Below are 22,300 nucleotides of genomic sequence, written 5' to 3'. Positions count from 1 at the left end.
CCTTGACTGGCAATGAGCACGGCAATGAGCACGGCCGTGCAACCTGCAGCGAGACCGGCAGCGAGACCGGTGCCTCGCAGCCACGCAGGGGCCGTCCAACACGCCGGTGGGAGCCGGTGGGAGCCGCTGAGCGCCGGTGAGCGCCGGTGGGAGAATGTGTTTTCTGTTCGACCCTTGTTTTCCGGAGCCCTCATGAGCACATCGCACTTCTATCCCGTCGGCACACCCGGGGTTCCGTGGGGCGAGCAGGAACGTCTGCAGTGGCGCGAACGGCAGCTGCGCAGCCGCAGCTATGAGACCGATGTGGTGAGCCGGGTCGAGCGGCTGGCCGGCGCGCTGGAGGTGGTGCGTTATGGTCAGCTCAGCTATGGGCCGGACCACTACTCCCTGCTGGCGTTGAAGAGCCGCGACTGGAACCCGGCGCTGCCGGTGGCCCTGGTGACGGGCGGTGTGCACGGGTATGAGACCAGCGGCGTGATGGGGGCACTTCGGTTTGCCGAGGAACAGGCACCCGCCTACGCAGGCCGCATGAATGTGCTGGTGGCGCCTTGCGTGAGCCCGTGGGCCTATGAACGGATCTGCCGCTGGAACTACCACGCCATCGACCCCAACCGGAACTTCGGCGTGCACCGGCATGCGGAAGAATCGTCCGCCCTGATTGAGCTGCTGACGCCGCACCTCGGCCAGTTCCTGCTGCACATCGACCTGCACGAAACCACCAACAGCGACATCACCGAATTCCGTCCAGCTTTGGCCTCGCGTGATGGCAAGGCCTTGGAACCGGAGACGGTGCCGGATGGTTTTTATCTGGTGGGCGACAGCGCGACCACCCGGCTGGACTTCCAGATCGCCATTGTGGAAGCGGTGGCGAAGGTGACCCACATTGCACCGCCGGATGACGAGGGAAAGATCATCGGATTCCCGCTCAGCGCCCCTGGCGTGATCGAATTTCCGGTGCGGTCCGCGGGCCTCTGCGCAGGCGTGACCGGCGCGCGATTCACCACCACCACCGAGGTCTACCCGGACAGCCCGCGCACCCATGCGAAGGAGTGCGAAGAGGCACAACTGGCCGCCGTGCGCGCCGCGTTTGATTTTGCGCTGGAGCATGCCGCGTCCCCTTGAGGGGTTCTCCTGTGGGGCACATGTGGGACGCATGTGGGACGCATGTGGGACGCCGTTCCGCCGTGATGCCGCACCTGGGGGCGTTCAAGGCGACGGAGGTCGACCAGCGCCGACCCAGGCCTCGATTTCGCCCGGAGTGAGCCTGAAACGCGCGCAGTTGTGGCTGCCGAGGTGCTGCAGTTCCGTGAGCAGCAGGGACAGGAAACGGTCGCGATGTGCTGCGGCCACTCCGGCTTGATCCACCGCACGCGCGAGGCTGGCCCGTGCTCGCACCACCTGCACCACCGCCGTTTCCAGCGCCCGCCGGTGTTGCATCCGGAAGGGGTCTGGACGGCTCATGGTCTCCAGCAGCAGCCGGTATTTGGGCAAGGAGCGGCGATAGGTCCAGTCAAACAGCTCCGTTGCCATGGAAAGGTCTTGGCGCTCATAGACACCAATCATGGCCAGCACATAGTCTTCACGGGTGACATCCATGAAAGACAGCGGTGCCTGGTTGTAAAGCATCAGCGGCACATTGGCAGCCAGACGGCTCAGACGCTTGTTGCCGTCCTCGAAACATTGCAGGTAGGCCAGGTGAACCCAGAGGAAGAAGGCGGCCTCAATGGGTTCGAGGATCAGGCTGGCCTTCAGCACGATCTGTTCGAACATCTCGTCCAGCAGGCTGGGCACCTGGCAGGGGTCGTAGCTGGTGCCGTTGATATGCACCACCTGATGGCGGACAGCCCCCAGCGCCTGAGGATTGGCCAGCAGATCGGCCATCAGCAGCCCATGCAGGTTGCGCAGCAACTGCGGTGTGAGCCCGCACAGGGGGACAGCCTCCACCATGAACTCGATGGCGCGCTTGTGGTTGAGCAGCATGATGGCGTCAGGCTCATGGGTCTCTTCGGTGCGCTGGAACAGCTGCACCGTGTCCATGCGGGTGTAGGCATTGCCCTCCAGGTAGGAGGACGACCACGAGAGATCCACCAGCAGTTCCTCCAGCACGCGACGCATGTAGGTACCCGCAGGCTGCTGGTCCGTGATGCGGCTCAGGCCGGAGAGTTCCTCGATCAACGCCGGGGGCAGCAGGAAGGTTTCATTGGGCCGATAACGGTCGACGAAGCTGCGGTCGTAACCGGCCCTGGGCCGCGACATCAGGGGTGCGGCCAGGGCATCCCGCAGGGCCAGGCTGGAGGCGCTCCAGACGGGGCCGCTGCCGTGGTAGGTGGGGACGGGTTCAGCCAGCGCCAGCGGAGTGGGCTGGCCCAGCCAGTGGGTGGCACGCCGGAAGATGGGCGGCGGGTAAAAGACGCTTGGGCGAGGAGAGGCGGACTGCATGACGAGGGCTCCAGTGCGAGTAAAAATTCTCGTCCTGGCTGGTCAATTCGGCGAGGGATTCGCCGGGTCACCGCCCGCTGAAAACTACGACTGGATCAACGACACCTGTCACCCAGCAAGAATCCACAGTAGTCATGCGCAGTCTAATTGGACGGCGCGACGGCGCGACGGCGTGACGGCTTCGACGCGCTGCCGCCCGCCGCCCGCCGCTCGCAGGCTCAGGCGCCGGCCAGCAACTGCTTGATGTCGCTCATCAAAGGCTGGGCACCCGCACCGTACCGTGCATACACCCGCACCCGCCCTTGCGGGTCAAACAGGAAGCTCGCGGCGGTGTGGTCCACGGTGTAGCTGTCGGGCGTCTTGCCCGGCATCTGCGCGTAGTACACCTTGAACTCCTTGGCTGTCTCCTTGATCTGCTCGGCATTGCCGCGCAGCGCCACAAAGCTCGGATCGAAACTCGCCAGATAGGCCTTCAGCAACTCCGGCTTGTCCCGCTCCGGATCCACGGTGATGAAGATGCCCTGCACACGGTCCCCGTCCGGTCCCAGGGCTTTCTTCACCTGCGCCAATTCGGCCATGGTGGTGGGGCAGACGTCGGGGCATTGGGTGTAGCCGAAGAACACCACCACCACCTTGCCCTTGAAGTCTTCCAGCGAGCGCATCTTGCCGTCGATATCCGGCAGCGCGAAGCGACGCGCATAGTTGGCACCGGTCAGGTCCACGCCCTGGAAGCTGGCCTTCTGGGCCGAGGTGAACCCCAGCTTGTCACAGCCGGTCAACATCAATGCGGCACCCAGCACAGCCAGGCCAAGGGAACGTCGGACGATCATGGGAGAGACCTCAGGGACAGGAACTTCGGCGAGAGCTGCGGCACAACCGGGATCAGCCGAGCCACGGGCTCAGATAGTGATCCAGCAGCAGCGCCCCGAACAGCAGGGAAAGATGGAAGAGCGAGAAAAGGAAGGTGCGCCGCGCCAGGGCTTCTGAATATTCCCGCCACAGGCGCCAGGCGTAATGGCAGAACATCAGGCCCAGGATGAGTGCGGCCACGAGGTACAACCATCCGCTCATGCCGGTGAGGAACGGCAGCAGCGTGGCTGCGAACAGCACCCAGGTGTAGAGCAGGATCTGCAGCCGCGTGAATTCATTGCCGTGGGTAACCGGCAGCATCGGCAGCCCGGCCTTGCGGTAGTCTTCGCTGCGGTACAGCGCCAGGGCCCAGAAGTGCGGCGGTGTCCACAGGAAGATGATCAGGCACATCAGCCAGGCTTCGGGGCCCAGTTCGCCCCGCATGGCTGCCCAGCCCAGCACGGGTGGCATGGCGCCCGAGGCGCCGCCGATCACGATGTTCTGCGGCGTGGTGGGCTTGAGCAGCACGGTGTAGATGACCGCATAACCGACAAACGTGGCGAAGGTCAGCCACATCGTCAGCGGATTCACCCACACGTACAGGATGACCGAACCGGCCGTGCACAACAGGCCTGAAAACATCAGGGTCTGGCGCCGGCTCAGTTCACCGCGGGCGGTGGGACGCCAGGCGGTGCGCTTCATCTTGGCGTCGATCTGCTGTTCGATGAGGCAGTTGAACGCAGCGGCCGCACCGGCCACCAGCCAGATGCCGGCGGTCCCGGCGATCAGGCGCACCCATTCATTGCCTTGTGGCAGGCCGGGAATCGCCAGGGCCATGCCGATCACCGCGCAGAACACGATGAGCTGCACCACGCGCGGCTTGGTCAGTTGATAGAACTGCCACCAGCGCGAGGGCATGGCGGCCTGAGTCAGCGAAGTCATCTCACAGGATCCAGAAAGACCGCCTGGCGGCCGGCATGCAGACGCGCCAGCACCAGGGAGCAAATCAGCAGCAGCGCGGCGGCGCCACCGGTATGGGCCAGTGCGGCCACCAGCGGCCACCCCAGCACGACATTGGACAGGCCGGAGGCCACCTGCCAGGCGCCCACCGCCAGCAGCCGGCCGGCCCAGCGCCGGGCCTCCCCGCCTTCACGCCACAGGGCCACGGCCATCACCAGCAGCGTCAGCACCACCACGCCTGCACCCAGGCGGTGGGTGACATGGATGGCGGTCAGCGCCTCGAAGGGTAACCAGTCTCCGTGGGCGCCACGGCCCAGCTCGCGCCAGATCGTGAACCCGTGCTCGAAATCGGTGGGCGGCCACCATTGTCCCTGACAGGTGGGGAAATCCTGGCAGGCCAGCACCGCATAGTTGGTGCTGACCCAGCCGCCCAGTGCCACCTGCAGCAGCACCAGCACGGTCAGCAGCTTCATGCCCCCTCGCAGGCCTGCGCCCCAGTGCAGCGGGCGCGGCGCATAGGCTTCCGCCTGCCAGGCCAGCAGCATCAACAGACCGAGCGCCAGCAACAGATGGGTGGTGACAATCGCCGGGAACAGCTTCATGGTGACCGTCAGGGCACCAAACAGGCCCTGCACCAGCACCGCCACCAGGGACACCGTGCTCCACCAGGGAGACAGCGACACGTGCTGTGGCAGCGGCCCGCTGCCCGATCCGCTGCTCAACCCACTTCCCGACCCGCGAATCGACCCTTCAGGCGGGGCATTGGAGGGGTCAGTCGAGGGGCCAGTGGAGGAGCCGCCAGGGGGACCATGAGGCGCCCCCTGACGCGACACGCCGCGCTGGACGGCGGGACTTCGACGTGCCCGCCAGTGCTGCCACCAGCTCTGCACCGCCAGCACCAGGATCAGGAACCCCACGGTGGCAGCCAGATAGCGATGCAGCATTTCCACCCAGGCCTTGGCATGGGTGACGGGGCCGGACGGCAGGGCGGTCTGGGCGGCGTGAATCTCGTCGCGAGCGCCGATGGGCGTGGCGGTGCCGTAGCAGCCAGGCCAGTCGGGACAACCAAGGCCGGAGTCGGTCAGCCGGGTGAAGGCACCGAACAGGATCAGGTCGAAGGTGAGGAACAAGGTCATCACCGTCAGCGCCCGCAAACGCTGGCCGGGGGTGGCGCTGCGCTGGCGCATGAACCACCACAGCAGGGGCCCGCCGCCCAGCAGGGCTGCGATCAGCAGCAGCTCCAGCAGCGGAGCGAAATCAAATCCGGTCATGCCTGGTCTTTCAACGCCCGGGCCGGTCCCAGCCGGCGTTGGCGCGCATCAATCGTTCGAGATCCTTCTTGAACTTGCCTGGATCGGGTTGGGCAGGCGACCGCATCATCCAGCGTCCCATCGGGTCCACCAGGAACAGGTGCTCGCCCATGTGATGGCCGGGGGCGGGCATCAGCCAGGCTTGCAGCGCGGCGGTTGGCGCCCGCAGGAGTGTCACCTTGGGTTCGTGGCCCACCAGCGCCTCCAGTTGGGCCGGTGTCAGCGTCAGCTCATCGGGCAGCAGCACCAGCTTGTCCAGCCGGTCGCGGTCCTTGCCGAGCATCTCGCGCAGTTGGCGCTGCATGAACAGCATGCGCTCGCAGCCCTCATTGCAGGAGGGCTTCGCATCCGGCACATAGGTCAGCAGCCACTGGCCCTGCAGCGAAACCGGATTAACCGGCTGCCCATCGAGGGTACGCAGTGGCAGATCGTGCGGCAGATCGCGGGTGGGGTTGATGAGATCGCTGTAGGCGGAGCCTCGCAGGTTCAGCACATAGAAGCTGAAGTAGGAGGCGATCACCGGCGCGGCACAGGCCAGCAGCACCAGCCACATCTGCCAATGGCTGCGACGGGGCTGATCGGCGGGGATCACCGGCAGGCTGTGGACTGCCAGGGTCACCGGGCCGTCAGGCGGCATCGGTGTCTGGGGAATCGCGTCGACGGCGGTCTCTCCGGAGAGGGGCGAGAACTTGGAACCAGACATAAAGACCCAGAATGAGCGCGCCAAGCGCAAACCATTGAAAGGCGTAACCGTAATGCTTGTGGACGTCCACGGCGGGTGCGGGCCAGTGGCGCAACAGGCCATCGGCGGAGGGGCTGGGGGAGGCCGGGCTGTTGGACTCCTGCAGCACCAGGGGAAGCAGCCGCAGGCCGATTTCGTCCTGGAAGGCGGACAGGTCCACATTCTGCCGGATCGGCCCTGACCTCACTGGCGTCCCCAATTCGAACGCACGCGAAGGCGCGCTGATGAGCTGGCCCTCGATCCGCACATCGCCCTGGGGCAGCACGAGGGTCGGCAGCCGATCGCGCTGCGCAGCGTCTCTGGGCACCCAGCCTCGCTGCACCAGCACGGCTTCTGAGCGGTCGCGCAACTGAAACGGTGTCACCACCAAGAATCCGGCCCGCCCATCCATTGGCCGGTTATCCAGAAACACGGTGTGGCCGGGATCAGCATCCCAGCGGCCTGCCAGCGTGGCGCGCCGGTACATCAGCGCCTCGGCGGGGCTTTCATCGGCTGCTGGCAAATCTGCATTGGACAGTGGGGCTTGCTGCCCGCGCAGCTCCAGTGCCGACTGCAGGGCGATCTTCTGCGCCGCGCGATCCAACTGCCACGTCCCTAGCGCGCTGGCAGCGCCCAACCCGATCAAGGTGGACAGCGCCAGGCCCCAACGCTGCTTAAGCATGCATGGCACCCCACCAGCGAGGGTGGTCATACCCGAAGGGTCGGACGGAGGGCCGAGTGGAATAATCGATCATCATGAAGATCATTGTCACCCTGGCCTTTATCGGGATTCTTGGGGCTCTCTTCAGTGCGGGCGTACTGATGCTGCGCCGCCCCAAGGGCGACAAGCCGGCCAATGAGGAACAAGAGGCGGGCGGCCCCCACAAGGGCAAAGCCACCATGGCCAATGCCTTGGCGATCCGTGTCGCCATCTCCATTGCCTTATTCCTCTTTATCTTGTTCAGCTCATACATGGGCTGGATCCACCCCACCGGCGTCCCCCTCACCCACTAAGCCCTCCCCCAACTCATTCATACCGCATCTATGCCCCGACGCGCGCAGCGCCGCCGCAGTCGAGAGTTTGCGGCAAAGCGGGATGCGCAGTGTGCCCCGGCGCGCGCAGCGCCGCCCCCTCCAGCGGAGCCCGTGGAACTGGCTCCGCCAGGCCACCGGGCTCGCCCCCTGGGGGGGCCGCCGTAGGCGGTAGGGGGGGGTCTAACTCCACCAGGCCACCGGGCTCGCCCCCCTGGGGGGGCCGCCGCAGGCGGTAGGGGGGGGGTCAAAACCAATATACGATGATGTAGAGGCCGAGCCAGACCACGTCCACGAAGTGCCAATACCAGGCGGCGCCTTCGAAACCGAAGTGCCGGTCCGGCGTGAAGTGCCCCTTCATCAGCCGCAGCGTGATGAACAGCAGCATCAGCATGCCCACAAACACGTGGAAGCCGTGGAAGCCGGTCAGCATGAAGAAGGTCGAGCCATACACGCCCGAGGTCAGCTTCAGATTCAGATCATGGTAGGCGTGCGCATACTCATAGCCCTGGAAGCCCAGGAAGGTGATGCCCAGCAGCACCGTCGCCCACATGAACGCAATCGCGCGGCCACGATGGTTGGCAATCAGCGCATGGTGGGCGATGGTCAGCGTCACCCCCGACGTCAGCAGCAGCGCGGTGTTGATCGTCGGGATCGGCCACGGACCCATGATCAGGAACGGCTCCACCGTGCCGGCCGGTGAACCGGTGGCACCGGGTGACGCGCTGGGCCAGACGCCCTTGAAATCCGGCCACAACAGCGCGTTGTCCAGCCCGCCCAGCGTCGGGATGGAATAACCGCGCGACCAGAACAGCGCCCCGAAGAACGCGGCAAAGAACATCACCTCCGAGAAGATGAACCAGCCCATGCTCCATCGGTAGCTCAGGTCGATCCGCTCGCTGTAGAGGCCGCCTTCGCTTTCATGGATTGCATCCCCGAACCACTGCTTGAGCACAAATGCCCACCACAGCAGGCCAAACAGCAGCGACCACGCGCCCCAGTCATGGCCATTGATCCACTGCCCTGCCCCCAGGATCACCCAGAACAGCCCGAAGGCCGCCATGGCGGGATGGCGCGAGGGCGCCGGCACAAAGTAATAAGGGGTCTTGCCGTGAGTCGTTGCCGACATACCTTGGTCTCCTCGAATGCTTGGCGATCTCGTCGATACCGGTACTGCGTTCTTTGTCTCGGCGGGTGGCGCGTCAGGTCCCGGCCACGCCGCTGCCCACCACCCAGTTCACCAGCAGCAGCAAGCCCAGCACGAACAGCGCCGCGGCCAGCACGCCGGCGACGATGACATGCAGGGGATTGAGCTGCGACACGTCCTTGTCATATTCCGCCCCCTGCCTCACACCGAAGAACGACCACAACACGGCACGCACCGTGCCCCAGAAGGAGCCGGAACGTTGAATCGCCTGCTTGAGGTCGTCGCCAGGACGCGGCGGGGTCATGTGCGGGGCTCCACGGCAGCGGCTGGCGTGGCCTCCGCCTGCACCTTCACCCCGGCCTTGTTCTTGCCGGGCACTTCAAAAAAGGTGTAGCTCAAGGTGATGGTCTTCACGTCCTTCGGGATCTTGGGATCGATCACAAACACCACCGGCCACACCTTCTGCTCGCCGGGCTGCAAGGTGTATTCATTGAAGCAGAAACACTCCAACTTGTTGAAGTAGGGCGTGGCCTGCTTGGGCGCGTAGCTGGGGATGGCCTGCGCGGCCATCACCCGGTCCTGCACATTCTGGAAGGTGTACATCACCGTCGTCAGCTCACCCGGATGCACCTCCATGTGGCGCACCGCGGGTTTGAAGTCCCACGGGCCCCTTGCATTGGCGTCGAACTCCACGCTGATGCGACGGCTGTAATCCACCTGCGTGTTGCGCACGTCTTCCCGCTTGACCCCATGCTGCCGCTCCCCCAACGCCAGCACATTGATGCCCAGCGCTGTACACACCGCGCGATAGATGGGCACCAGCGCATAACCGAAGCAGCCCATCATGGCCACCACCACCAGCAGCTTGCCGGTCATCCTCAGGTTGTCCCTGCGGATCCAGGCGGCCAGGGGACGGCGGCTCATCGCGAGCTCCTCAGCGGCCCAGCCAGATGATCTTGGCCACAAAGCCCAGACCGAACAACAGCGCCACGCTGAACAGGATCAGCGCCAGTCGCAGGTTGCTCTTCTTCTGGTCGTTCGGGGTGGTCATGGCGAGCTCAGCCCACGATGCGAGTGGCGGTCACGTCCAGCTTGGGCGGGTTTTCGAAGGTGTGGAACGGTGCCGGAGACGGCACTTCCCATTCCAGACCTTCCGCAGCTTCCCAGGGCTTCTGCGGGGCCTTGGCGCCCTTGCCGCGCATCATCGGAATGACCACAAACACAAAGAAGTAGACCTGCATCAGACCGAAACCGACGGCGCCGATCGAAGCCACCATGTTGAAGTCGGTGAACTGCATGGGGTAGTCAGCATAACGACGGGGCATGCCGGCCAGACCCAGGAAGTGCATCGGGAAGAAGGTCAGGTTGAAGAAGATCAACGAGCCCCAGAAGTGGATCTTGCCGCGGGTTTCGGAATACATCACACCGGTCCACTTCGGGCCCCAGTAATAGACACCGGCAAACAGCGCATACAAGGAGCCCGCCACCAGCACGTAGTGGAAGTGGGCCACCACGTAATAGGTGTCCTGGATCTGGATGTCGATCGGGGCCACCGCGCAGATGAGGCCGGTGAAGCCCCCCATGGTGAACACGAAGATGAAGCCCACGGCCCACAGCATCGGGGTTTCGAAGGTCATCGAACCGCGCCACATGGTGGCCAGCCAGTTGAAGATCTTCACGCCGGTGGGCACCGCGATCAGCATGGTCGCGTACATGAAGAATAGCTGGCCCGTCACCGGCATGCCGGTGGCAAACATGTGGTGGGCCCACACAATGAAGGACAGGATGGCGATGGAGGCCGTCGCATACACCATCGAGGCGTAACCGAACAGGCGCTTGCGCGCAAAGGCCGGCACGATCTGGCTGATGATGCCGAAGGCCGGCAAGATCATGATGTACACCTCGGGGTGGCCGAAGAACCAGAAGATGTGCTGGTACATCACCGGGTCACCCCCACCAGCCGGTGTGAAGAAGCTGGTGCCGAAATGGCGGTCGGTCAGCGTCATGGTGATGGCACCGGCCAGCACCGGCATCACGGCAATCAGCAGGTAGGCAGTGATCAGCCAGGTCCAGGCGAACATCGGCATCTTCATCAGCGTCATGCCGGGCGCCCGCATGTTCAGGATGGTGACGATGATGTTGATCGAGCCCATGATCGACGACGCGCCGAGGATGTGCATGGCAAAGATGCCGGCATCCATCGACGGGCCCATCTGCAGCGTCAGCGGCGCGTAGAGCGTCCAGCCGGCAGCCGGTGCGCCGCCGGGCATGAAAAACGATCCCACCAGCATCAGCGCGGCAGGAATCATCAGCCAGAAGCTGAAGTTGTTCATCCGCGCGAAGGCCATGTCGGAGGCGCCGATCTGCAGCGGAATCATCCAGTTCGCAAAGCCCACGAAGGCCGGCATGATGGCGCCGAACACCATGATGAGGCCATGCATGGTGGTGAACTGGTTGAACTGTTCCGGATTGAAGAACTGCAGCCCGGGTTGGAACAGCTCGGCGCGGATGCACAGCGCCAGAATGCCGCCGATCATCAGCATGGTGAAGCTGAACAGCAGATACAGCGTGCCGATGTCCTTGTGATTGGTGGCGAACACCCAGCGTCGCCAGCCGGTCGGCGCATGGTGGTCATCATGATGGTCATGAACGTGACCGGTCGGGTGGTCAAGCACTGCACTCATGGGAAGTCCTCGTCCGTCTAAGACACGGTTGGCTTACAGCCGTTATTTGGCACGCTCGGCCACGACTTCTGCGGGCTGAACGATCTGGCCAGTCTTGTTGGACCAGCTGTTTTTCGTGTAGGTCGCGACTGCGGCGATTTCGCTGTCGCTCAGGATGGCTTTCCAGGCCGGCATCTGGTTGCGGCCGTTGAGCAGCACATGGATCTGGTCGGCATGGGTGTCCGACACCACCACCTTGGAGCCATCCAGCGCCGGGAACTGGCCGGCGCCCTTGCCATCCGGACGGTGGCAGACGGCGCAGTTGGTGGTGTAGACCTTCTCGCCGCGGGCCATCAGCTCATCCAGTGCCCAGACCTTGGACGGGTCATCCGCCTTGGCCGCGATCTTCTTCTGTTCGTCCTGCACCCAGGCGGTATAGGCCTGCTGGCTCAGCACCTTCACATGAATGGGCATGTAGGCGTGTTCCTTGCCGCAGAGTTCAGCGCACTGGCCATAGAAGTCGCCTTCCTGCTCGGCCTTGAACCAGGTGTCCCGCACAAAGCCGGGAATCGCATCCTGCTTCACGCCGAAGGCCGGCACCATCCAGGCATGGATCACATCCTGCGCGGTGGTGATGATGCGCACCTTCTTGTTGACGGGCACCACCAGCGGGTTGTCCACCTTCAGGAGGTAGTTGTCGACATCACCCGGCTTGCCGGAGTCCGACAGGGCCCGCTGTGAAGCATCCAGCGTGGAGACGAAACCGATGCCTTCGCCTTCACCCTTGACGTAGTCGTAGCCCCATTTCCACTGATAGCCGGTAGCCTTGATGGTGAGGTCGGCATTGGTGGTGTCCTTCATGGCCACCACCACTTTGGTCGCCGGCAGCGCCATCAGGATCACGATGATAAAAGGCACCACCGTCCAGGCAATCTCCACCTTCACGCTCTCATGGAAGTTGGCGGCCACTGCGCCCTTGGACTTCCGGTGCTTGAAGATGGAATAGAACATCACCCCAAACACCGCAATGAAGATGGCCAGGCAGATGACCAACATCATGTTGTGGAGCCAGGCCTGCTCGTGTGCGATCTTGGTGACCGCCGGATGCAGGTTGAGCTGGTTGACCGCAGGGCCTCCCGGCAGGTCGTTCACCGCCAGGGCCGACTGGCTGGCCAGCGCGACCACTGCGGTCAGCGCCAGCTGGCGCCACCGGCGCCCCAGCTGATGCACATCACTGTTCATCATCGTCATGGTTCGTCTCTTCATCCAGTCTTTCTCAAGCTCTCGTCACCCGGGTCTCCACCAGGCGGTGTCGAATGGCGAAATCCTCAGGGGCCAGCAGACGTACTCCAGTCGGGGGCAGATTTTATCCCACGCCCCTTTTCGGCCCTGTCCGCGCTTTCACCCACGGAGCACCGTGCACCAAAGCTGGACTATGACTGCCACCGAGGGCGTCAACCGCCCAGGATTACCCTCAGAGCGCCCTTGTGTGACGCTGTCCGCAACGCTTGACCCAAATCAAGGCGTTGTTGGCGGCCCATGGCCGCCCCATTCTGTGGGGTCAGTGCTTGCCTGGCCCTCGAATCATGGCGCGCATCTGATCCAGCGGCACCTCGGTCTGGGCCGCCACCTTCAAACGCGGTTGCGGCTTGAACGCATGCCCATACACCAGCTCCACGCTCAGGCCCAAACGGCCGTCCGGCCCCCGCAGCGACTCCAGCGCGCCGAGCAGGCGGTCTCGCCAGGCCCGGCCTCGCAGGCCCGAGGCCCGCAAGACCGACACATTGCCCCCCAGCGCCCGCAGGTCCGCCAGCAGGGCTTGCGGCGTTCCCCAGGTCAGCCGCAGATGCTCCTGATCCATCACCGGGTCGGCAAAACCGGCATGCACCAGCATGTCACCCAGGTCATGCATGTCCACCCATTCCGGCGTGGGCACACCCCAAGCTTCGCGCTCGTACAGGGGCCGCAGCTCGATGAAGCTGTCCGGGCCGAAGCACGAGAACATCAAAAATCCGTCCACCGCCAGCGCGTCATGCCACTCGCGGATCAGGCCCGGTTTGTCGGATTCTGCATGCAGTTCCATGTTGGACCACAGCAATTGCGCCGCACCCAATGGGGCCTGACCCACCACGTCGGGCGAGCTGCCGCCGCGCAGGCGATCCATCATCAACTGCATCCAGCCGCGCCGCAAGCGTTGCTGCCAATGGGCACGCACGGTTTCGTCCGGTTCGCACCATTGCTGCACAGCTTGGGGATATTGTTGTCGCAACCCGGCATCGCCTCCCCCCAGGGAGGGACGTCGCTGCAACACCTGGGCAGGCTGGAGCTTGATCACCGGAAGGCGGTCCAGCATCCGCTGGGCCACTTCCTGATGCAGCCAGGGGGGCTGGTCCGCCAAAGCCAGACGACGGCGTTGCCGCCGTGCCGCCGCTGCATCAATCTGCTGTGTGCCTGGCGGCATGGCCTCATTCCCACTCATGGGGCGGGATTGTAGGGGGCCATGGGAGACCGCACCCGGCGCTGGAGTTTGCCGTCGCACAGCCTGTGGCGGCGGTGGCGGGTGGGCGCCGGGGGGGCCCCTGGGAGCGGGGGGAACTCGGTCGGGATATCAGACGGGATATCGGCCGACGAGAGCGTCGGCGGGGTGGCCGGGGACGCGGCCGCAGAAGCAACCGGGGCGGCAACTGGGGAGGCGACCATGACGCCAACGGCGGAACCGCACGTGGAGCCGCCGTTGAAACCGCCGTTGAAACCGCCGCTGATGCCGCTGGTGGAACGGGCCGTGAAACGGGACGGGCAGCGGGCCGTCCAACTGGCAAATGGGCCGGCAGTGACGTCGCCATTGGCGGGACGCCCTGCACAGATCGCCAGCCAGATTGCCGCAATCATCAACGCCGGACTTCCAGGGCAATGCCTGCTTTGCCGCCAATGGTGTCGAGGCCGCTGCTGCGACGCCTGCCAAGCCTGGATACACGGCGATGTTCGCCCGCGATGCACACTCTGCGGGCTCGTTTTGAGGCTCCCCCACTCCCTTCCTCCCTCCCCGCCTCCCTGCCATCAGGCCAACCCTTCAACCTGGCGCTGCGGCCGCTGCCTGGTCAAGCCCCCTCCCCTTCATCGCTGTGTGGTGGCCCTCGATTACGCGTTTCCCTGGGACCATCTCCTGCAAAGCCTGAAGTTCCACGGGAGGCTGGAGGCCCTACCGCTGCTCGGCCAGGTCATGGGTGCGGCGTTAGCCCGGGCTCACTTACAAGCAACCGGCCCGGCAGTCGAAGCAAGGGGGCCCGGTGCCCCGCAAGCAGCCGACCTGGTGCTGCCCATTCCCTTGTCCGCCGCTCGGCTGAAGGAACGGGGCTTCAATCAAAGCCTGGAAATCGCGCGGCACCTGCCCGGGCAGCGACAATACCGCTTGTGTGCCCAGACCCTGATTCGTCTGCGTCATACCCTGCGTCAGTCGGATCTTCCGCTGGCCGAGCGCCGCGCCAATCTGCGCCAGGCCTTTGGTGTGGTGCGGCCTGTCCAGGGTTTGCATGTGGCGCTGGTGGATGATGTGATGACCAGTGGCGCCACCCTGTTCGAGGCCGCCGCCACCTTGCAGCGCGCTGGCGCAGCGTCGGTGCAGGCCTGGGTGGTGGCACGCACCCCGTGAATCAACGGGGCGGCTACAGCCGGGGGCGGCCAGTGCGCGGATGTCGGCACGCGCCGCCATCCGGTCTGGTCCGCGCTGCGGCGGCAGACCCCAACATTGAATGAAGCCCGACCGCAGACGCCGTCGTCCCCACCGGACGGCGCCGACGGTCACCCAAGAAGGTCATGGTTCCCATGTTCAATATCGTGCTGGTGCATCCGGAAATTCCGCCCAACACCGGCAATGTCATCCGTCTGGCGGCCAATACCGGCTGCCGGCTGCATCTGATCGAGCCGCTGGGGTTTTCAATGGAAGACCGCTTGCTGCAGCGCGCAGGCCTGGACTATCACGAATACGCCCCGGTGATGCGCCATGCAAACTGGGCCACCTTCCTGCAGGCCGAGCAGCCGGACATGACAAGGCTGCTGGCCTTCACCACGCGCGGCAGCCGGCTGTTGCCGGAAGTGGCGCTGCGCGCCGGGGACTATCTGGTCTTTGGCTGTGAAACCGCCGGCCTGCCGCCCGAACTGCGGGAGCAATTCCCGCTGGAGCAGCGGGTCCGCCTGCCGATGCGGGCGGGCCAGCGCAGCCTGAATCTCAGCAATGCGGTGGCGGTGGCGGTCTTCGAGGGCTGGCGGCAGAACGGTTATCTGGACGGTGTCTAGGGCAGCATCCCAGGCCACTGGCGCCACAGGTGGAGTCGTCCGGGGGTAAGGGCACTGTCCACGGCGGTCTGATCGGAAAGCCTCACCCGCCGGGCCCAAGATCCGGGCCCGACATCCAGCCTTCACCCCTCGGCCTTCACCACTCAGCCTTGGCCTGCCGTCCCATCAGCGCTTCCATGGCGCCATGGGTATCCAACCGACCTTCCAGCACGTCCACAACAGCGGCGGTGATTGGCATGTCCACACCCAGGGAACGCGCCCGTGCCAGCACGGTGGGGGCGCTGTAGACGCCCTCCGCCACATGGCCGAGGCGTTGCAGGATGGCTTCCAGGTCCAGGCCCTCGGCCAGCAGCAGGCCGACACGCCGGTTGCGGGAGAGATCTCCGGTGGCCGTCAGCACCAGATCGCCCAGACCGGCCAGGCCCAGCAGGGTTTCCGGCTGCGCGCCCAGGGCCAGCGCCAGACGCTGCATCTCGGCCAGGCCACGCGTGATGAGCGCCGCGCGGGCGTTGAGGCCGGGGCCCTTGCGTCCCATCAGTTCCGCAGCCAGGCGCAGACCATCGGCAATGCCCACCGCAATCGCCATCACGTTCTTGACAGCGCCGCCCACTTCCACCCCCACCGGGTCGGCGGACGAATACACGCGCAGGCGTTCGCTGTGAAACGCGTGAACCCCAAGCTGGGCCAGCGCCGCGTCTTCGGACGCAGACACCAGCGCGGTCGGCTGACCGGCGGCCACTTCCTGCGCAAAGCTCGGGCCGGACAACACACCGGTGGCCAGATGCGGCACCACCTCGCGGGCGATCTCATGGCCAAGGAGGCCCGTGCCCGCTTCGAAGCCCTTGCACAACCACAGGCAGCGTGCCCCGGCGGGCAACGTCGCCAGCATGCCGCGCAAGGCGGCCATTGGCGTGGCAATGACAACCAGGCCATGCTGCCCATGCGCCAGCGCGGCGGACAGGTCGTCGGTCAGACCGAGAGACTCAGGCAGTGGGGAGTCGGGCAGATAGCGCGCGTTGCGGTGGTCGGCCCGCATGGCGGTGACGCCGGCCGCATCGCGCGCCCACAGCAGCACCTCGTGCCGCGCGCTCGCGGCAATGGCCAGCGCCGTGCCCCAGGCGCCAGCGCCCAGCACACTGATCTTCATGCGCGAGATGGGATCGGACATGGATGACAAGAGGATGTCAGAGACCTGAAAAAACAACGACGCCGGCCGGGCGGACGCTTCCGCGGGGGCCGGCGTGCATCAGAGGGAGGCCGCTCAGTTGGGAGCGGATTCTCCGCTGGCGCCCAGGGCTTGAGCCTGCTGGGCTTCGAACATGGCCTGGAAGTTGACTTCGGTCAGCAGCACGGGCGGGAAGCCGGCACGGGTGCAGACGTCGGACACGATGGCGCGCAGGTAGGGGTAGATCATCTGCGGGCACACGATGGCCAGGATGCCTTCCAGCTGATCTTGCGGCACATTGCGGATCTCGAAGATACCGGCCTGCTTGGCTTCGATCAGGAACAGGGTCTTGTCCTGCACCGTGGTGGTGACGGTGCCGGTCACGCTCACTTCGAACAGGCCTTCGGCGACCGGCTCGGCGGACAGGGCCAGCTTGATGTCAACTTGCGGTTGCGCCTGCTCCAGCAGGATCTGCGGGGCATTGGGCTGCTCCAGCGACAGGTCCTTCAGGTACATGCGCTGAATTTGGAACACGGGGGTGCTGTTGTCGTCGGCCATGCTTCTTCCAAAAATGGGAAAGCCCGCAGGCGCGGGCCGTGAACCATTATTACATGGCCCCCCCCTACGCGCTTCGCGCGCCCCCCGGGGGGCAGTCGGAGCCCGGCAAAGCCGGATCTCCAGACTCTGCTGGGGGCGGGCGGCAAATTGATTTTGTCTCCCCCCTACGCGCTTCGCGCGCCCCCCGGGGGGGCAGTCGGAGCCCGGCAAAGCCGGATCTCCAGACTCTGCTGGGGGCGGGCGGCAAATTAATTTTGTCTCCCCCCTACGCGCTTCGCGCGCCCCCCGGGGGGCAGTCGGAGCCCGGCAAAGCCGGATCTCCAGACTCTGCTGGGGGCGGGCGGCAAGGCGACTGGCGCGGTGGTGGAGGTTGAGCGGCCGCCCTTGGGTGGTGGGCGGGGCCTTTGTGGGGGCGGGCGTTAGCCTTGCAGGAGGGACTGGAGGGCGCCGCGCTGGTCGAGGGCGATGAGGTCGTCGCAGCCGCCAACGTGCGTGTCACCAATGAAAATCTGCGGCACCGTGCGGCGACCCGTGATCTGGATCATCGTGTCCCGCTGCGATGGGTCCAGATCCACACGGATCTCCTCAATCTCGTCCACGCCTCGCTGCTTCAGCAAGGACTTGGCCCGCACACAGTACGGGCAGACCTGAGTGGTGTACATCTTCACGGCGCGCATCGCCTACCTCCAAACTTGACTTGCAACCTCGTTGCGGCGTTCCGGTCACCCGCCCCGTCAGGCTGCGGACTTCTCCACCGGCAGGCTCGCCTCCCGCCAGGCAGCCAAACCACCGGCCACGGCCACCACTTGCGTGTAGCCCTGTTGACGAAGCATGCCAGCCGCACGGCCCGCACGTGCGCCAGTCTTGCACATCAGCACCAGCGGCAGGGCTTTGTTGGTGGGCAGTTGCTTGACAGGTTCACCCGTGCTGAGCAGCTTCAGCGGCACATTGCGCGCCCCCACCGCATGACCCTGCGCAAATTCTTCAGGCTCGCTCACGTCAATGAGCACACCCTTCTCACGGTTGAGCAGCCGCACCGCTTCCGTAGTGGTCACGCCCGCAGACTTGCCGCGCAGCGACGTCCACAGCAGCAAGCCGCCGGAAATCACCGCCGTCAGCACCAGATACCAGTTGTCGATCAGGAATTTCAAAGCCAGGCCCAACCAATGAAAACCGCAGATTATAGGTTTCAGCCTGCCGCCACGTCCCTCCCGACAGCCCCAGCATGCAACGCCTGGCAGCCACCGATCCGGCAGGCGCCGAGCAACGACTCGCTCCCCGCTCCCAGCCTTTCGTCCCGCACGAACCGGATGTCGGTCCTTCAAAAACCTTCTGGATCCCGCCGCGCCAAAGGGCTGCCTCTAGAATCCGCGCAGCCCCGCCGGAGACCGGCAAAACTTCACAGATCCACCATGTACAAGCTCGTGCTCATTCGCCACGGCGAATCCACCTGGAACCTCGAGAACCGATTCACCGGCTGGACCGATGTGGATCTCACCGCCACCGGGGTCGCCCAGGCGCAACAGGCCGGCCGCCTGCTCAAGGAAGCCGGCCTGGACTTTGATGTCGCCCACACCTCAGTGCTCAAGCGCGCCATCTGGACGCTGTGGCATTGCCTGGACCAGATGGACCGCCAGTGGCTGCCCGTGCGTCACAGCTGGCGCCTGAACGAGCGCCACTACGGCGCCCTGCAGGGCCTCAACAAGGCCGATATGGCCAAGCAGTACGGTGACGAGCAGGTGCTGGTCTGGCGCCGCAGCTACGACACGCCGCCGCCAGCCCTGGAAGCCACCGACCCGCGCAGCGAGCGTGGCGACATCCGCTATGCCGGTCTCGACCCCGCCCAGATTCCGCTGACCGAATGCCTCAAGGACACGGTCGCGCGTGTGCTGCCCTATTGGAATGAACAGATCGCTCCCGCCATCAAGTCGGGTCAGCGCGTGCTGATTGCAGCCCACGGCAACAGCATTCGGGCCCTGGTGAAATATCTGGACAACATCGCCGACGACGCAATTGTGGGCGTGAACATTCCCAACGGCATTCCGCTGGTTTACGAACTGGACGCCGACCTCAAGCCCATCAAGAGCTATTACCTGGGCGACGCCGAAGCCGCCGCCAAGGCCGCTGCAGCCGTCGCCAGCCAAGGCAAGGCCTGAGCCGCATTCAAGGATCGATTCCCCGGTCGCTGTCGGTGTGACCCGGCACCCTCACCGCTCGCGCAGTGCGGCTGCGACCAGTGGCGCTATGCACACCGCGTTGCTGGCATGGGGAATCGCATTGCTGCTCCAGACGTGGCGAATGCCAGCCGCCTGCAGCGCCGGCAGGGCGTCGCCGTTGAACAACGCATGGGTCACCGCCACGTCCACCGACACGGCCCCACGCGCCAACGCCTCCCGGGCCGCGCCGATGAGGGTGCGGCCGGTGGAGGCCATGTCGTCCAGCAACACCACCGGTCGGCCCGCCACCGCCACGTCGGGGAAAGCGAGTTGCACCTGGGTGTCACCATGGCGAACCTTGCGGCCCACCGCATGGTCCAGGCCTGCGGCACGGGCGGCCTCTGCCACCCATTGGCCCGATTCCTCGTCCGGCCCCACCAGCAAGGCGCCAGGCCCCTGCGCCGCGATCCACCGGCCCAGCAGGCTGGCAGCGGAGAGGGCCGTACCCACCCCGGGCGGCATGACCTCATCCAGGCTGTTGATGCGATGCAGATGGGGGTCCACCGTCACCACCCGGTCGAACTGGGTCGCCAGGAGGGCGGCAATGTGCCGCTGACTGACCGCCTCACCCGGCGTGAATTCCATGTCCTGCCGCATGTAGGCCAGGTAGGGGGCCACCAAAACCAGTTGCCTTGCGCCCCAGGCCCGGGCCGCGGGCGCCGCGATCAGCAACTCCACCAGCCGGTCATTGGGCTGATGCTGCAGGCCGCGCAGCAGCCAGACCTGCGGCGGCAGCGGCTTGGGCAGCACGAGGCGCACCTCCCCATCGGGGAAGCGGTGGCGAGTGATCAGGGCCAGCGGGCATTGCAGCTCAGCGGCGAGGCGCTGGGCCAGAACCTGTTCGTCATCGAAGGCCAGCAGCATGGGGAGCTTCCTTGATCCGGGCTCAGGGCTTGGGCAGCGCGGCCGACAGGCGCTGACTCAGCACCTCCGCCAACGCACGGCGCTCCTGGCCATGGGTCTCGATCAGGGGCAAGGTTTCGACCCGCACCGACAGGTCGCGGGCGGTCAGGATGCGCCACAGGCTCTGCATCAACGTCATCTGGCCGATGTAGCTGGCAGCCGGGCTGTAGGGGTGGCCGGGCTGATACCAGCGCAGCACCACGGGTTGCAGCGGCGCATTGACGCTGATGGCAGCCTGCAGCAGGTTGGCATGCAGCGGCAGCAAGGGATACCCCGCCCCGGTGGTGCCTTCCGGAAACACCGCCACGGTTTCACCGCGCTGCAATGCCTCGGCGGTCTGGTGCACCACCCGCAATGCGTCACGCTTGCTGGCGCGCTCGATGTAGAGCGTACCCACCGCCGTGGCCAGGCCTCCCACCAGCGGCCAATGCTTGATGTCGGACTTGGAGACGAACCGGGCTTGCGGCAGCACCGCATGCATGGCGGCGATGTCCAGCCAGGAGATGTGGTTGGCGGTGATCAGCCGCGCGGTGGTCTGCGGGGTGATGGCGGCATCCAGGCCCACACCCAGCACCCGCAGCAGCTTGGCCGACCACCAGCCGACGTAGCGATGGCGCTCCGCCGCATCCAGGCCCTTCCAGCGCGTGTTCACGATCCACAGGCCGTGAACGATATGCGCCACCATCCGGGCCACGCGCCCGGCGGCCACCACGGCCCGCATCAGGCCACAGCCTCCGTAACCAGGGACTCATAGGCCACCGTGCCGGCCACCAGCGTAAAGCGCACCTGGCCGGGCAGCTCAAAACCAGTGATGTCAAAGGCAAACGGCGTGTGCTTGCCCTGGCTCACCAGGCGCTCCGGAGTGACGGCGCCGGAGGCGGCCGGGTCGAAGACGCAGACGTCCCCCACCCCGCCCTCCACCAGCCGGCCGGCGCTGGCGGCGAGCGAACCGAGCGCCTGGCCCAGCACCTTCACCGGACGGGCAGTGATCACATCCAGCGCGCGGGACAGCGGCAGCTTTTCGTCCTGGGCCCAGCGCAGCGCCAGGCTCAGCAGCAATTCCAGGCCCGTGGCGCCGGGCGTGGCCTCGGCGAACGGCAGATGCTTCTCATCGGTGGAGACCGGGTTGTGGTCGCTCACCAGCGCATCCAGCGTGCCGTCGGCCAAGGCCTGGCGCAGCGCGTCGCGGTCGCGTTGCTGGCGCAGCGGCGGCTGCAGGCGGAAGGCCGGATTGAAGTAGCCGATGTCCACATCGGTCAGATGCAGCGAATTGATCGACACGTCGGCGGTCACCGGCAGCCCTTCCTGCTTGGCCCGGCGCACCAGATCCACGCCGGCGGCGCTGCTGATGCGGCACAGATGCACCCGGGCACCGGTGGCCCGCACCAGTTCCAGAATGGTGTGCAGCGCCACGGTTTCGGCGGCCACCGGCTCACCTGACAGGCCCAGGCGGGTGGCCACGGCGCCGCTGGCGGCGACACCGCCGCTCAGCCACGGGTCGCGCGGATGCAGCCACAGCGCGTAACCGAAGCTGGCGGCATATTGCATGGCCCGCTGCAGGGTCAGGGTGTTGCGGATGGGTTCGGCGGCCTGGGAGAACCCCACGCAACCGGCCTCGGTCAGCTCGGCCATTTCGGTCAGTGTTTCACCGGCCAGTCCGCGGGTGATGGCGCCCAGCGGGAACAACCGGCAGCGGCTGAGCTTGCGGGCGCGGAACTTCAGCATCTCCACCAGGCCGGGTTCGTCCAAGGCTGGATCGGTATCGGGCGGGCAGACCAGGCTGGTGACGCCACCGGCCGCCGCAGCGGCCAGTTCGCTTTCCAGCAGACCTTCGTGCTCATGGCCGGGTTCGCGCAGGCGGGCGGCCAGGTCCACCAGGCCGGGGGCCACCACCAGACCGGTGGCGTCGATCACGCGATCGGCAGTGAAGTCGCCCACGCTGCCCACGCCCACGATGCGGCCCGAGGCGATGGCCAGGTCACCGGTCTGGTCCAGGCCCGAGGCGGGGTCCAGCAGGCGTCCGTTTTGAATCAGGATCTTCATA

At 65.7% G+C, this 22,300-nt stretch carries 25 protein-coding genes; 5 read left to right on the top strand and 20 right to left on the bottom strand.

Features of this window, described 5'->3' with window-relative positions:
- The first annotated feature begins 192 nt into the window (after window positions 1-192).
- The gene (locus OU995_RS09580; RefSeq protein WP_267835289.1) at window positions 193-1,122 is read left to right on the top strand and encodes a M14 family metallopeptidase; all 930 of its coding nucleotides are present in this window, start codon (window positions 193-195) and stop codon (window positions 1,120-1,122) included.
- Between the two features lie 84 nt (window positions 1,123-1,206).
- On the opposite strand, the gene OU995_RS09575 is transcribed toward OU995_RS09580, so the two are convergent.
- The 6 genes from OU995_RS09575 to OU995_RS09550 all read right to left on the bottom strand — a co-directional run bounded on the left by OU995_RS09575 (window position 1,207) and on the right by OU995_RS09550 (window position 6,961).
- A complete protein-coding gene (locus tag OU995_RS09575) occupies window positions 1,207-2,439 on the bottom strand; it encodes a Fic family protein (protein ID WP_267835288.1) in 1,233 nt (410 codons plus the stop codon).
- Window positions 2,440-2,657: 218 nt separating this feature from the next.
- On the bottom strand, window positions 2,658-3,269 hold the full coding sequence (locus OU995_RS09570) for an SCO family protein (RefSeq protein WP_420714842.1): 612 nt from the start codon (window positions 3,267-3,269) through the stop codon (window positions 2,658-2,660).
- A 52-nt stretch (window positions 3,270-3,321) separates the two neighbouring features.
- Complete coding sequence (cyoE, locus tag OU995_RS09565; RefSeq protein ID WP_267835287.1) at window positions 3,322-4,230, bottom strand: heme o synthase; 909 nt, start codon at window positions 4,228-4,230, stop codon at window positions 3,322-3,324.
- On the bottom strand, window positions 4,227-5,519 hold the full coding sequence (locus tag OU995_RS09560) for a COX15/CtaA family protein (RefSeq protein ID WP_267835286.1): 1,293 nt from the start codon (window positions 5,517-5,519) through the stop codon (window positions 4,227-4,229). The genes cyoE and OU995_RS09560 overlap by 4 nt, the downstream gene beginning before the upstream one ends.
- A 10-nt stretch (window positions 5,520-5,529) precedes the next feature.
- Window positions 5,530-6,195 carry an SCO family protein gene (locus OU995_RS09555; protein WP_267835285.1) on the bottom strand — a complete coding sequence of 222 codons (666 nt, stop codon included), beginning with the start codon at window positions 6,193-6,195 and terminating at the stop codon, window positions 5,530-5,532.
- On the bottom strand, window positions 6,185-6,961 hold the full coding sequence (locus OU995_RS09550; protein ID WP_267835284.1) for an SURF1 family protein: 777 nt from the start codon (window positions 6,959-6,961) through the stop codon (window positions 6,185-6,187). Before OU995_RS09550 ends, OU995_RS09555 begins: the two co-directional genes overlap by 11 nt.
- Before the next feature lie 74 nt (window positions 6,962-7,035).
- Here OU995_RS09550 and OU995_RS09545 point away from each other — a divergent pair, with 74 nt between their 5' ends.
- Window positions 7,036-7,293, top strand: coding sequence for a DUF2909 domain-containing protein (locus tag OU995_RS09545; RefSeq protein ID WP_267835283.1), 258 nt, complete (start codon window positions 7,036-7,038; stop codon window positions 7,291-7,293).
- Between the two features lie 265 nt (window positions 7,294-7,558).
- Here the strand turns inward: OU995_RS09545 and OU995_RS09540 are convergent, their stop codons facing one another.
- The 7 genes from OU995_RS09540 to OU995_RS09510 all read right to left on the bottom strand — a co-directional run bounded on the left by OU995_RS09540 (window position 7,559) and on the right by OU995_RS09510 (window position 13,600).
- Window positions 7,559-8,440 carry a cytochrome c oxidase subunit 3 gene (locus OU995_RS09540; protein ID WP_267835282.1) on the bottom strand — a complete coding sequence of 294 codons (882 nt, stop codon included), beginning with the start codon at window positions 8,438-8,440 and terminating at the stop codon, window positions 7,559-7,561.
- Between the two features lie 73 nt (window positions 8,441-8,513).
- The gene (locus OU995_RS09535; RefSeq protein WP_267835281.1) at window positions 8,514-8,762 is read right to left on the bottom strand and encodes a DUF2970 domain-containing protein; all 249 of its coding nucleotides are present in this window, start codon (window positions 8,760-8,762) and stop codon (window positions 8,514-8,516) included.
- On the bottom strand, window positions 8,759-9,382 hold the full coding sequence (locus OU995_RS09530; RefSeq protein WP_267835280.1) for a cytochrome c oxidase assembly protein: 624 nt from the start codon (window positions 9,380-9,382) through the stop codon (window positions 8,759-8,761). The genes OU995_RS09535 and OU995_RS09530 overlap by 4 nt, the downstream gene beginning before the upstream one ends.
- A 10-nt stretch (window positions 9,383-9,392) precedes the next feature.
- Window positions 9,393-9,509: a cytochrome oxidase small assembly protein gene (locus OU995_RS09525; RefSeq protein WP_267835279.1), complete on the bottom strand. Its 117-nt coding sequence runs from the start codon at window positions 9,507-9,509 to the stop codon at window positions 9,393-9,395.
- A gap of 7 nt (window positions 9,510-9,516) precedes the next feature.
- A complete protein-coding gene (gene ctaD, locus OU995_RS09520) occupies window positions 9,517-11,142 on the bottom strand; it encodes a cytochrome c oxidase subunit I (RefSeq protein ID WP_267835278.1) in 1,626 nt (541 codons plus the stop codon).
- A 42-nt stretch (window positions 11,143-11,184) separates the two neighbouring features.
- Window positions 11,185-12,372, bottom strand: a complete 1,188-nt coding sequence (gene coxB / locus OU995_RS09515; RefSeq protein WP_267835277.1) for a cytochrome c oxidase subunit II — start codon at window positions 12,370-12,372, stop codon at window positions 11,185-11,187.
- Window positions 12,373-12,682: 310 nt separating this feature from the next.
- Window positions 12,683-13,600, bottom strand: a complete 918-nt coding sequence (locus OU995_RS09510) for a biotin synthase (protein WP_267835276.1) — start codon at window positions 13,598-13,600, stop codon at window positions 12,683-12,685.
- An 831-nt stretch (window positions 13,601-14,431) separates the two neighbouring features.
- Between OU995_RS09510 and OU995_RS09505 the strand changes: the two genes are divergently transcribed.
- Both OU995_RS09505 and OU995_RS09500 read left to right on the top strand, forming a co-directional pair.
- Window positions 14,432-14,770: a ComF family protein gene (locus OU995_RS09505; protein ID WP_267835275.1), complete on the top strand. Its 339-nt coding sequence runs from the start codon at window positions 14,432-14,434 to the stop codon at window positions 14,768-14,770.
- Window positions 14,771-14,943: 173 nt separating this feature from the next.
- Window positions 14,944-15,414: a tRNA (cytidine(34)-2'-O)-methyltransferase gene (locus OU995_RS09500; RefSeq protein WP_267836226.1), complete on the top strand. Its 471-nt coding sequence runs from the start codon at window positions 14,944-14,946 to the stop codon at window positions 15,412-15,414.
- Window positions 15,415-15,550: 136 nt separating this feature from the next.
- On the opposite strand, the gene OU995_RS09495 is transcribed toward OU995_RS09500, so the two are convergent.
- From OU995_RS09495 to OU995_RS09480, 4 genes are all read right to left on the bottom strand, one after another.
- Window positions 15,551-16,561 (bottom strand): NAD(P)H-dependent glycerol-3-phosphate dehydrogenase, encoded by a 1,011-nt coding sequence (locus tag OU995_RS09495; protein ID WP_267836225.1) that lies wholly within the window; start codon window positions 16,559-16,561, stop codon window positions 15,551-15,553.
- 114 nt (window positions 16,562-16,675) lie between these two features.
- Window positions 16,676-17,137 (bottom strand): protein-export chaperone SecB, encoded by a 462-nt coding sequence (gene secB, locus OU995_RS09490; protein ID WP_267835274.1) that lies wholly within the window; start codon window positions 17,135-17,137, stop codon window positions 16,676-16,678.
- Window positions 17,138-17,556: 419 nt separating this feature from the next.
- Window positions 17,557-17,814: a glutaredoxin 3 gene (grxC, locus tag OU995_RS09485; protein WP_267835273.1), complete on the bottom strand. Its 258-nt coding sequence runs from the start codon at window positions 17,812-17,814 to the stop codon at window positions 17,557-17,559.
- Between the two features lie 57 nt (window positions 17,815-17,871).
- Window positions 17,872-18,288 carry a rhodanese-like domain-containing protein gene (locus OU995_RS09480; RefSeq protein WP_267835272.1) on the bottom strand — a complete coding sequence of 139 codons (417 nt, stop codon included), beginning with the start codon at window positions 18,286-18,288 and terminating at the stop codon, window positions 17,872-17,874.
- A 261-nt stretch (window positions 18,289-18,549) separates the two neighbouring features.
- Here OU995_RS09480 and gpmA point away from each other — a divergent pair, with 261 nt between their 5' ends.
- Window positions 18,550-19,293 (top strand): 2,3-diphosphoglycerate-dependent phosphoglycerate mutase, encoded by a 744-nt coding sequence (gene gpmA, locus OU995_RS09475; protein WP_267835271.1) that lies wholly within the window; start codon window positions 18,550-18,552, stop codon window positions 19,291-19,293.
- A 51-nt stretch (window positions 19,294-19,344) separates the two neighbouring features.
- Here the strand turns inward: gpmA and OU995_RS09470 are convergent, their stop codons facing one another.
- Genes OU995_RS09470 through OU995_RS09460 form a run of 3 tightly spaced genes read right to left on the bottom strand, consistent with a single transcriptional unit; the run spans window position 19,345 to window position 22,299 of the window.
- The gene (locus OU995_RS09470; protein WP_267835270.1) at window positions 19,345-20,217 is read right to left on the bottom strand and encodes a ribose-phosphate diphosphokinase; all 873 of its coding nucleotides are present in this window, start codon (window positions 20,215-20,217) and stop codon (window positions 19,345-19,347) included.
- Between the two features lie 22 nt (window positions 20,218-20,239).
- A complete protein-coding gene (locus tag OU995_RS09465; RefSeq protein ID WP_267835269.1) occupies window positions 20,240-20,977 on the bottom strand; it encodes a lysophospholipid acyltransferase family protein in 738 nt (245 codons plus the stop codon).
- A complete protein-coding gene (locus OU995_RS09460; RefSeq protein ID WP_267835268.1) occupies window positions 20,977-22,299 on the bottom strand; it encodes a dihydroorotase in 1,323 nt (440 codons plus the stop codon). The genes OU995_RS09465 and OU995_RS09460 overlap by 1 nt, the downstream gene beginning before the upstream one ends.
- Between the last annotated feature and the right edge of the window lies 1 nt (window position 22,300).

Source organism: Roseateles sp. SL47 (assembly GCF_026625885.1).
GTDB lineage: Bacteria > Pseudomonadota > Gammaproteobacteria > Burkholderiales > Burkholderiaceae_C > Roseateles.
The sequence above is the reverse complement of the archived record's forward strand: the minus strand, read 5'-3'. Positions and strand labels throughout refer to the sequence as shown.

Excerpts from the sequence above, each read along its gene's own strand:
- OU995_RS09580 (WP_267835289.1), top strand. The coding sequence starts at position 193 with ATGAGCACATCGCACTTCTATCCCGTCGGCACACCCGGGGTTCCGTGG.
- OU995_RS09575 (WP_267835288.1), bottom strand. The coding sequence starts at position 2,439 with ATGCAGTCCGCCTCTCCTCGCCCAAGCGTCTTTTACCCGCCGCCCATC.
- OU995_RS09570 (WP_420714842.1), bottom strand. The coding sequence starts at position 3,269 with ATGATCGTCCGACGTTCCCTTGGCCTGGCTGTGCTGGGTGCCGCATTG.
- cyoE (WP_267835287.1), bottom strand. The coding sequence starts at position 4,230 with ATGACTTCGCTGACTCAGGCCGCCATGCCCTCGCGCTGGTGGCAGTTC.
- OU995_RS09560 (WP_267835286.1), bottom strand. The coding sequence starts at position 5,519 with ATGACCGGATTTGATTTCGCTCCGCTGCTGGAGCTGCTGCTGATCGCA.
- OU995_RS09555 (WP_267835285.1), bottom strand. The coding sequence starts at position 6,195 with ATGCCGCCTGACGGCCCGGTGACCCTGGCAGTCCACAGCCTGCCGGTG.
- OU995_RS09550 (WP_267835284.1), bottom strand. The coding sequence starts at position 6,961 with ATGCTTAAGCAGCGTTGGGGCCTGGCGCTGTCCACCTTGATCGGGTTG.
- OU995_RS09545 (WP_267835283.1), top strand. The coding sequence starts at position 7,036 with ATGAAGATCATTGTCACCCTGGCCTTTATCGGGATTCTTGGGGCTCTC.
- OU995_RS09540 (WP_267835282.1), bottom strand. The coding sequence starts at position 8,440 with ATGTCGGCAACGACTCACGGCAAGACCCCTTATTACTTTGTGCCGGCG.
- OU995_RS09535 (WP_267835281.1), bottom strand. The coding sequence starts at position 8,762 with ATGACCCCGCCGCGTCCTGGCGACGACCTCAAGCAGGCGATTCAACGT.
- OU995_RS09530 (WP_267835280.1), bottom strand. The coding sequence starts at position 9,382 with ATGAGCCGCCGTCCCCTGGCCGCCTGGATCCGCAGGGACAACCTGAGG.
- OU995_RS09525 (WP_267835279.1), bottom strand. The coding sequence starts at position 9,509 with ATGACCACCCCGAACGACCAGAAGAAGAGCAACCTGCGACTGGCGCTG.
- ctaD (WP_267835278.1), bottom strand. The coding sequence starts at position 11,142 with ATGAGTGCAGTGCTTGACCACCCGACCGGTCACGTTCATGACCATCAT.
- coxB (WP_267835277.1), bottom strand. The coding sequence starts at position 12,372 with ATGACGATGATGAACAGTGATGTGCATCAGCTGGGGCGCCGGTGGCGC.
- OU995_RS09510 (WP_267835276.1), bottom strand. The coding sequence starts at position 13,600 with ATGAGTGGGAATGAGGCCATGCCGCCAGGCACACAGCAGATTGATGCA.
- OU995_RS09500 (WP_267836226.1), top strand. The coding sequence starts at position 14,944 with ATGTTCAATATCGTGCTGGTGCATCCGGAAATTCCGCCCAACACCGGC.
- OU995_RS09495 (WP_267836225.1), bottom strand. The coding sequence starts at position 16,561 with ATGAAGATCAGTGTGCTGGGCGCTGGCGCCTGGGGCACGGCGCTGGCC.
- secB (WP_267835274.1), bottom strand. The coding sequence starts at position 17,137 with ATGGCCGACGACAACAGCACCCCCGTGTTCCAAATTCAGCGCATGTAC.
- grxC (WP_267835273.1), bottom strand. The coding sequence starts at position 17,814 with ATGCGCGCCGTGAAGATGTACACCACTCAGGTCTGCCCGTACTGTGTG.
- gpmA (WP_267835271.1), top strand. The coding sequence starts at position 18,550 with ATGTACAAGCTCGTGCTCATTCGCCACGGCGAATCCACCTGGAACCTC.
- OU995_RS09470 (WP_267835270.1), bottom strand. The coding sequence starts at position 20,217 with ATGCTGCTGGCCTTCGATGACGAACAGGTTCTGGCCCAGCGCCTCGCC.
- OU995_RS09465 (WP_267835269.1), bottom strand. The coding sequence starts at position 20,977 with ATGCGGGCCGTGGTGGCCGCCGGGCGCGTGGCCCGGATGGTGGCGCAT.
- OU995_RS09460 (WP_267835268.1), bottom strand. The coding sequence starts at position 22,299 with ATGAAGATCCTGATTCAAAACGGACGCCTGCTGGACCCCGCCTCGGGC.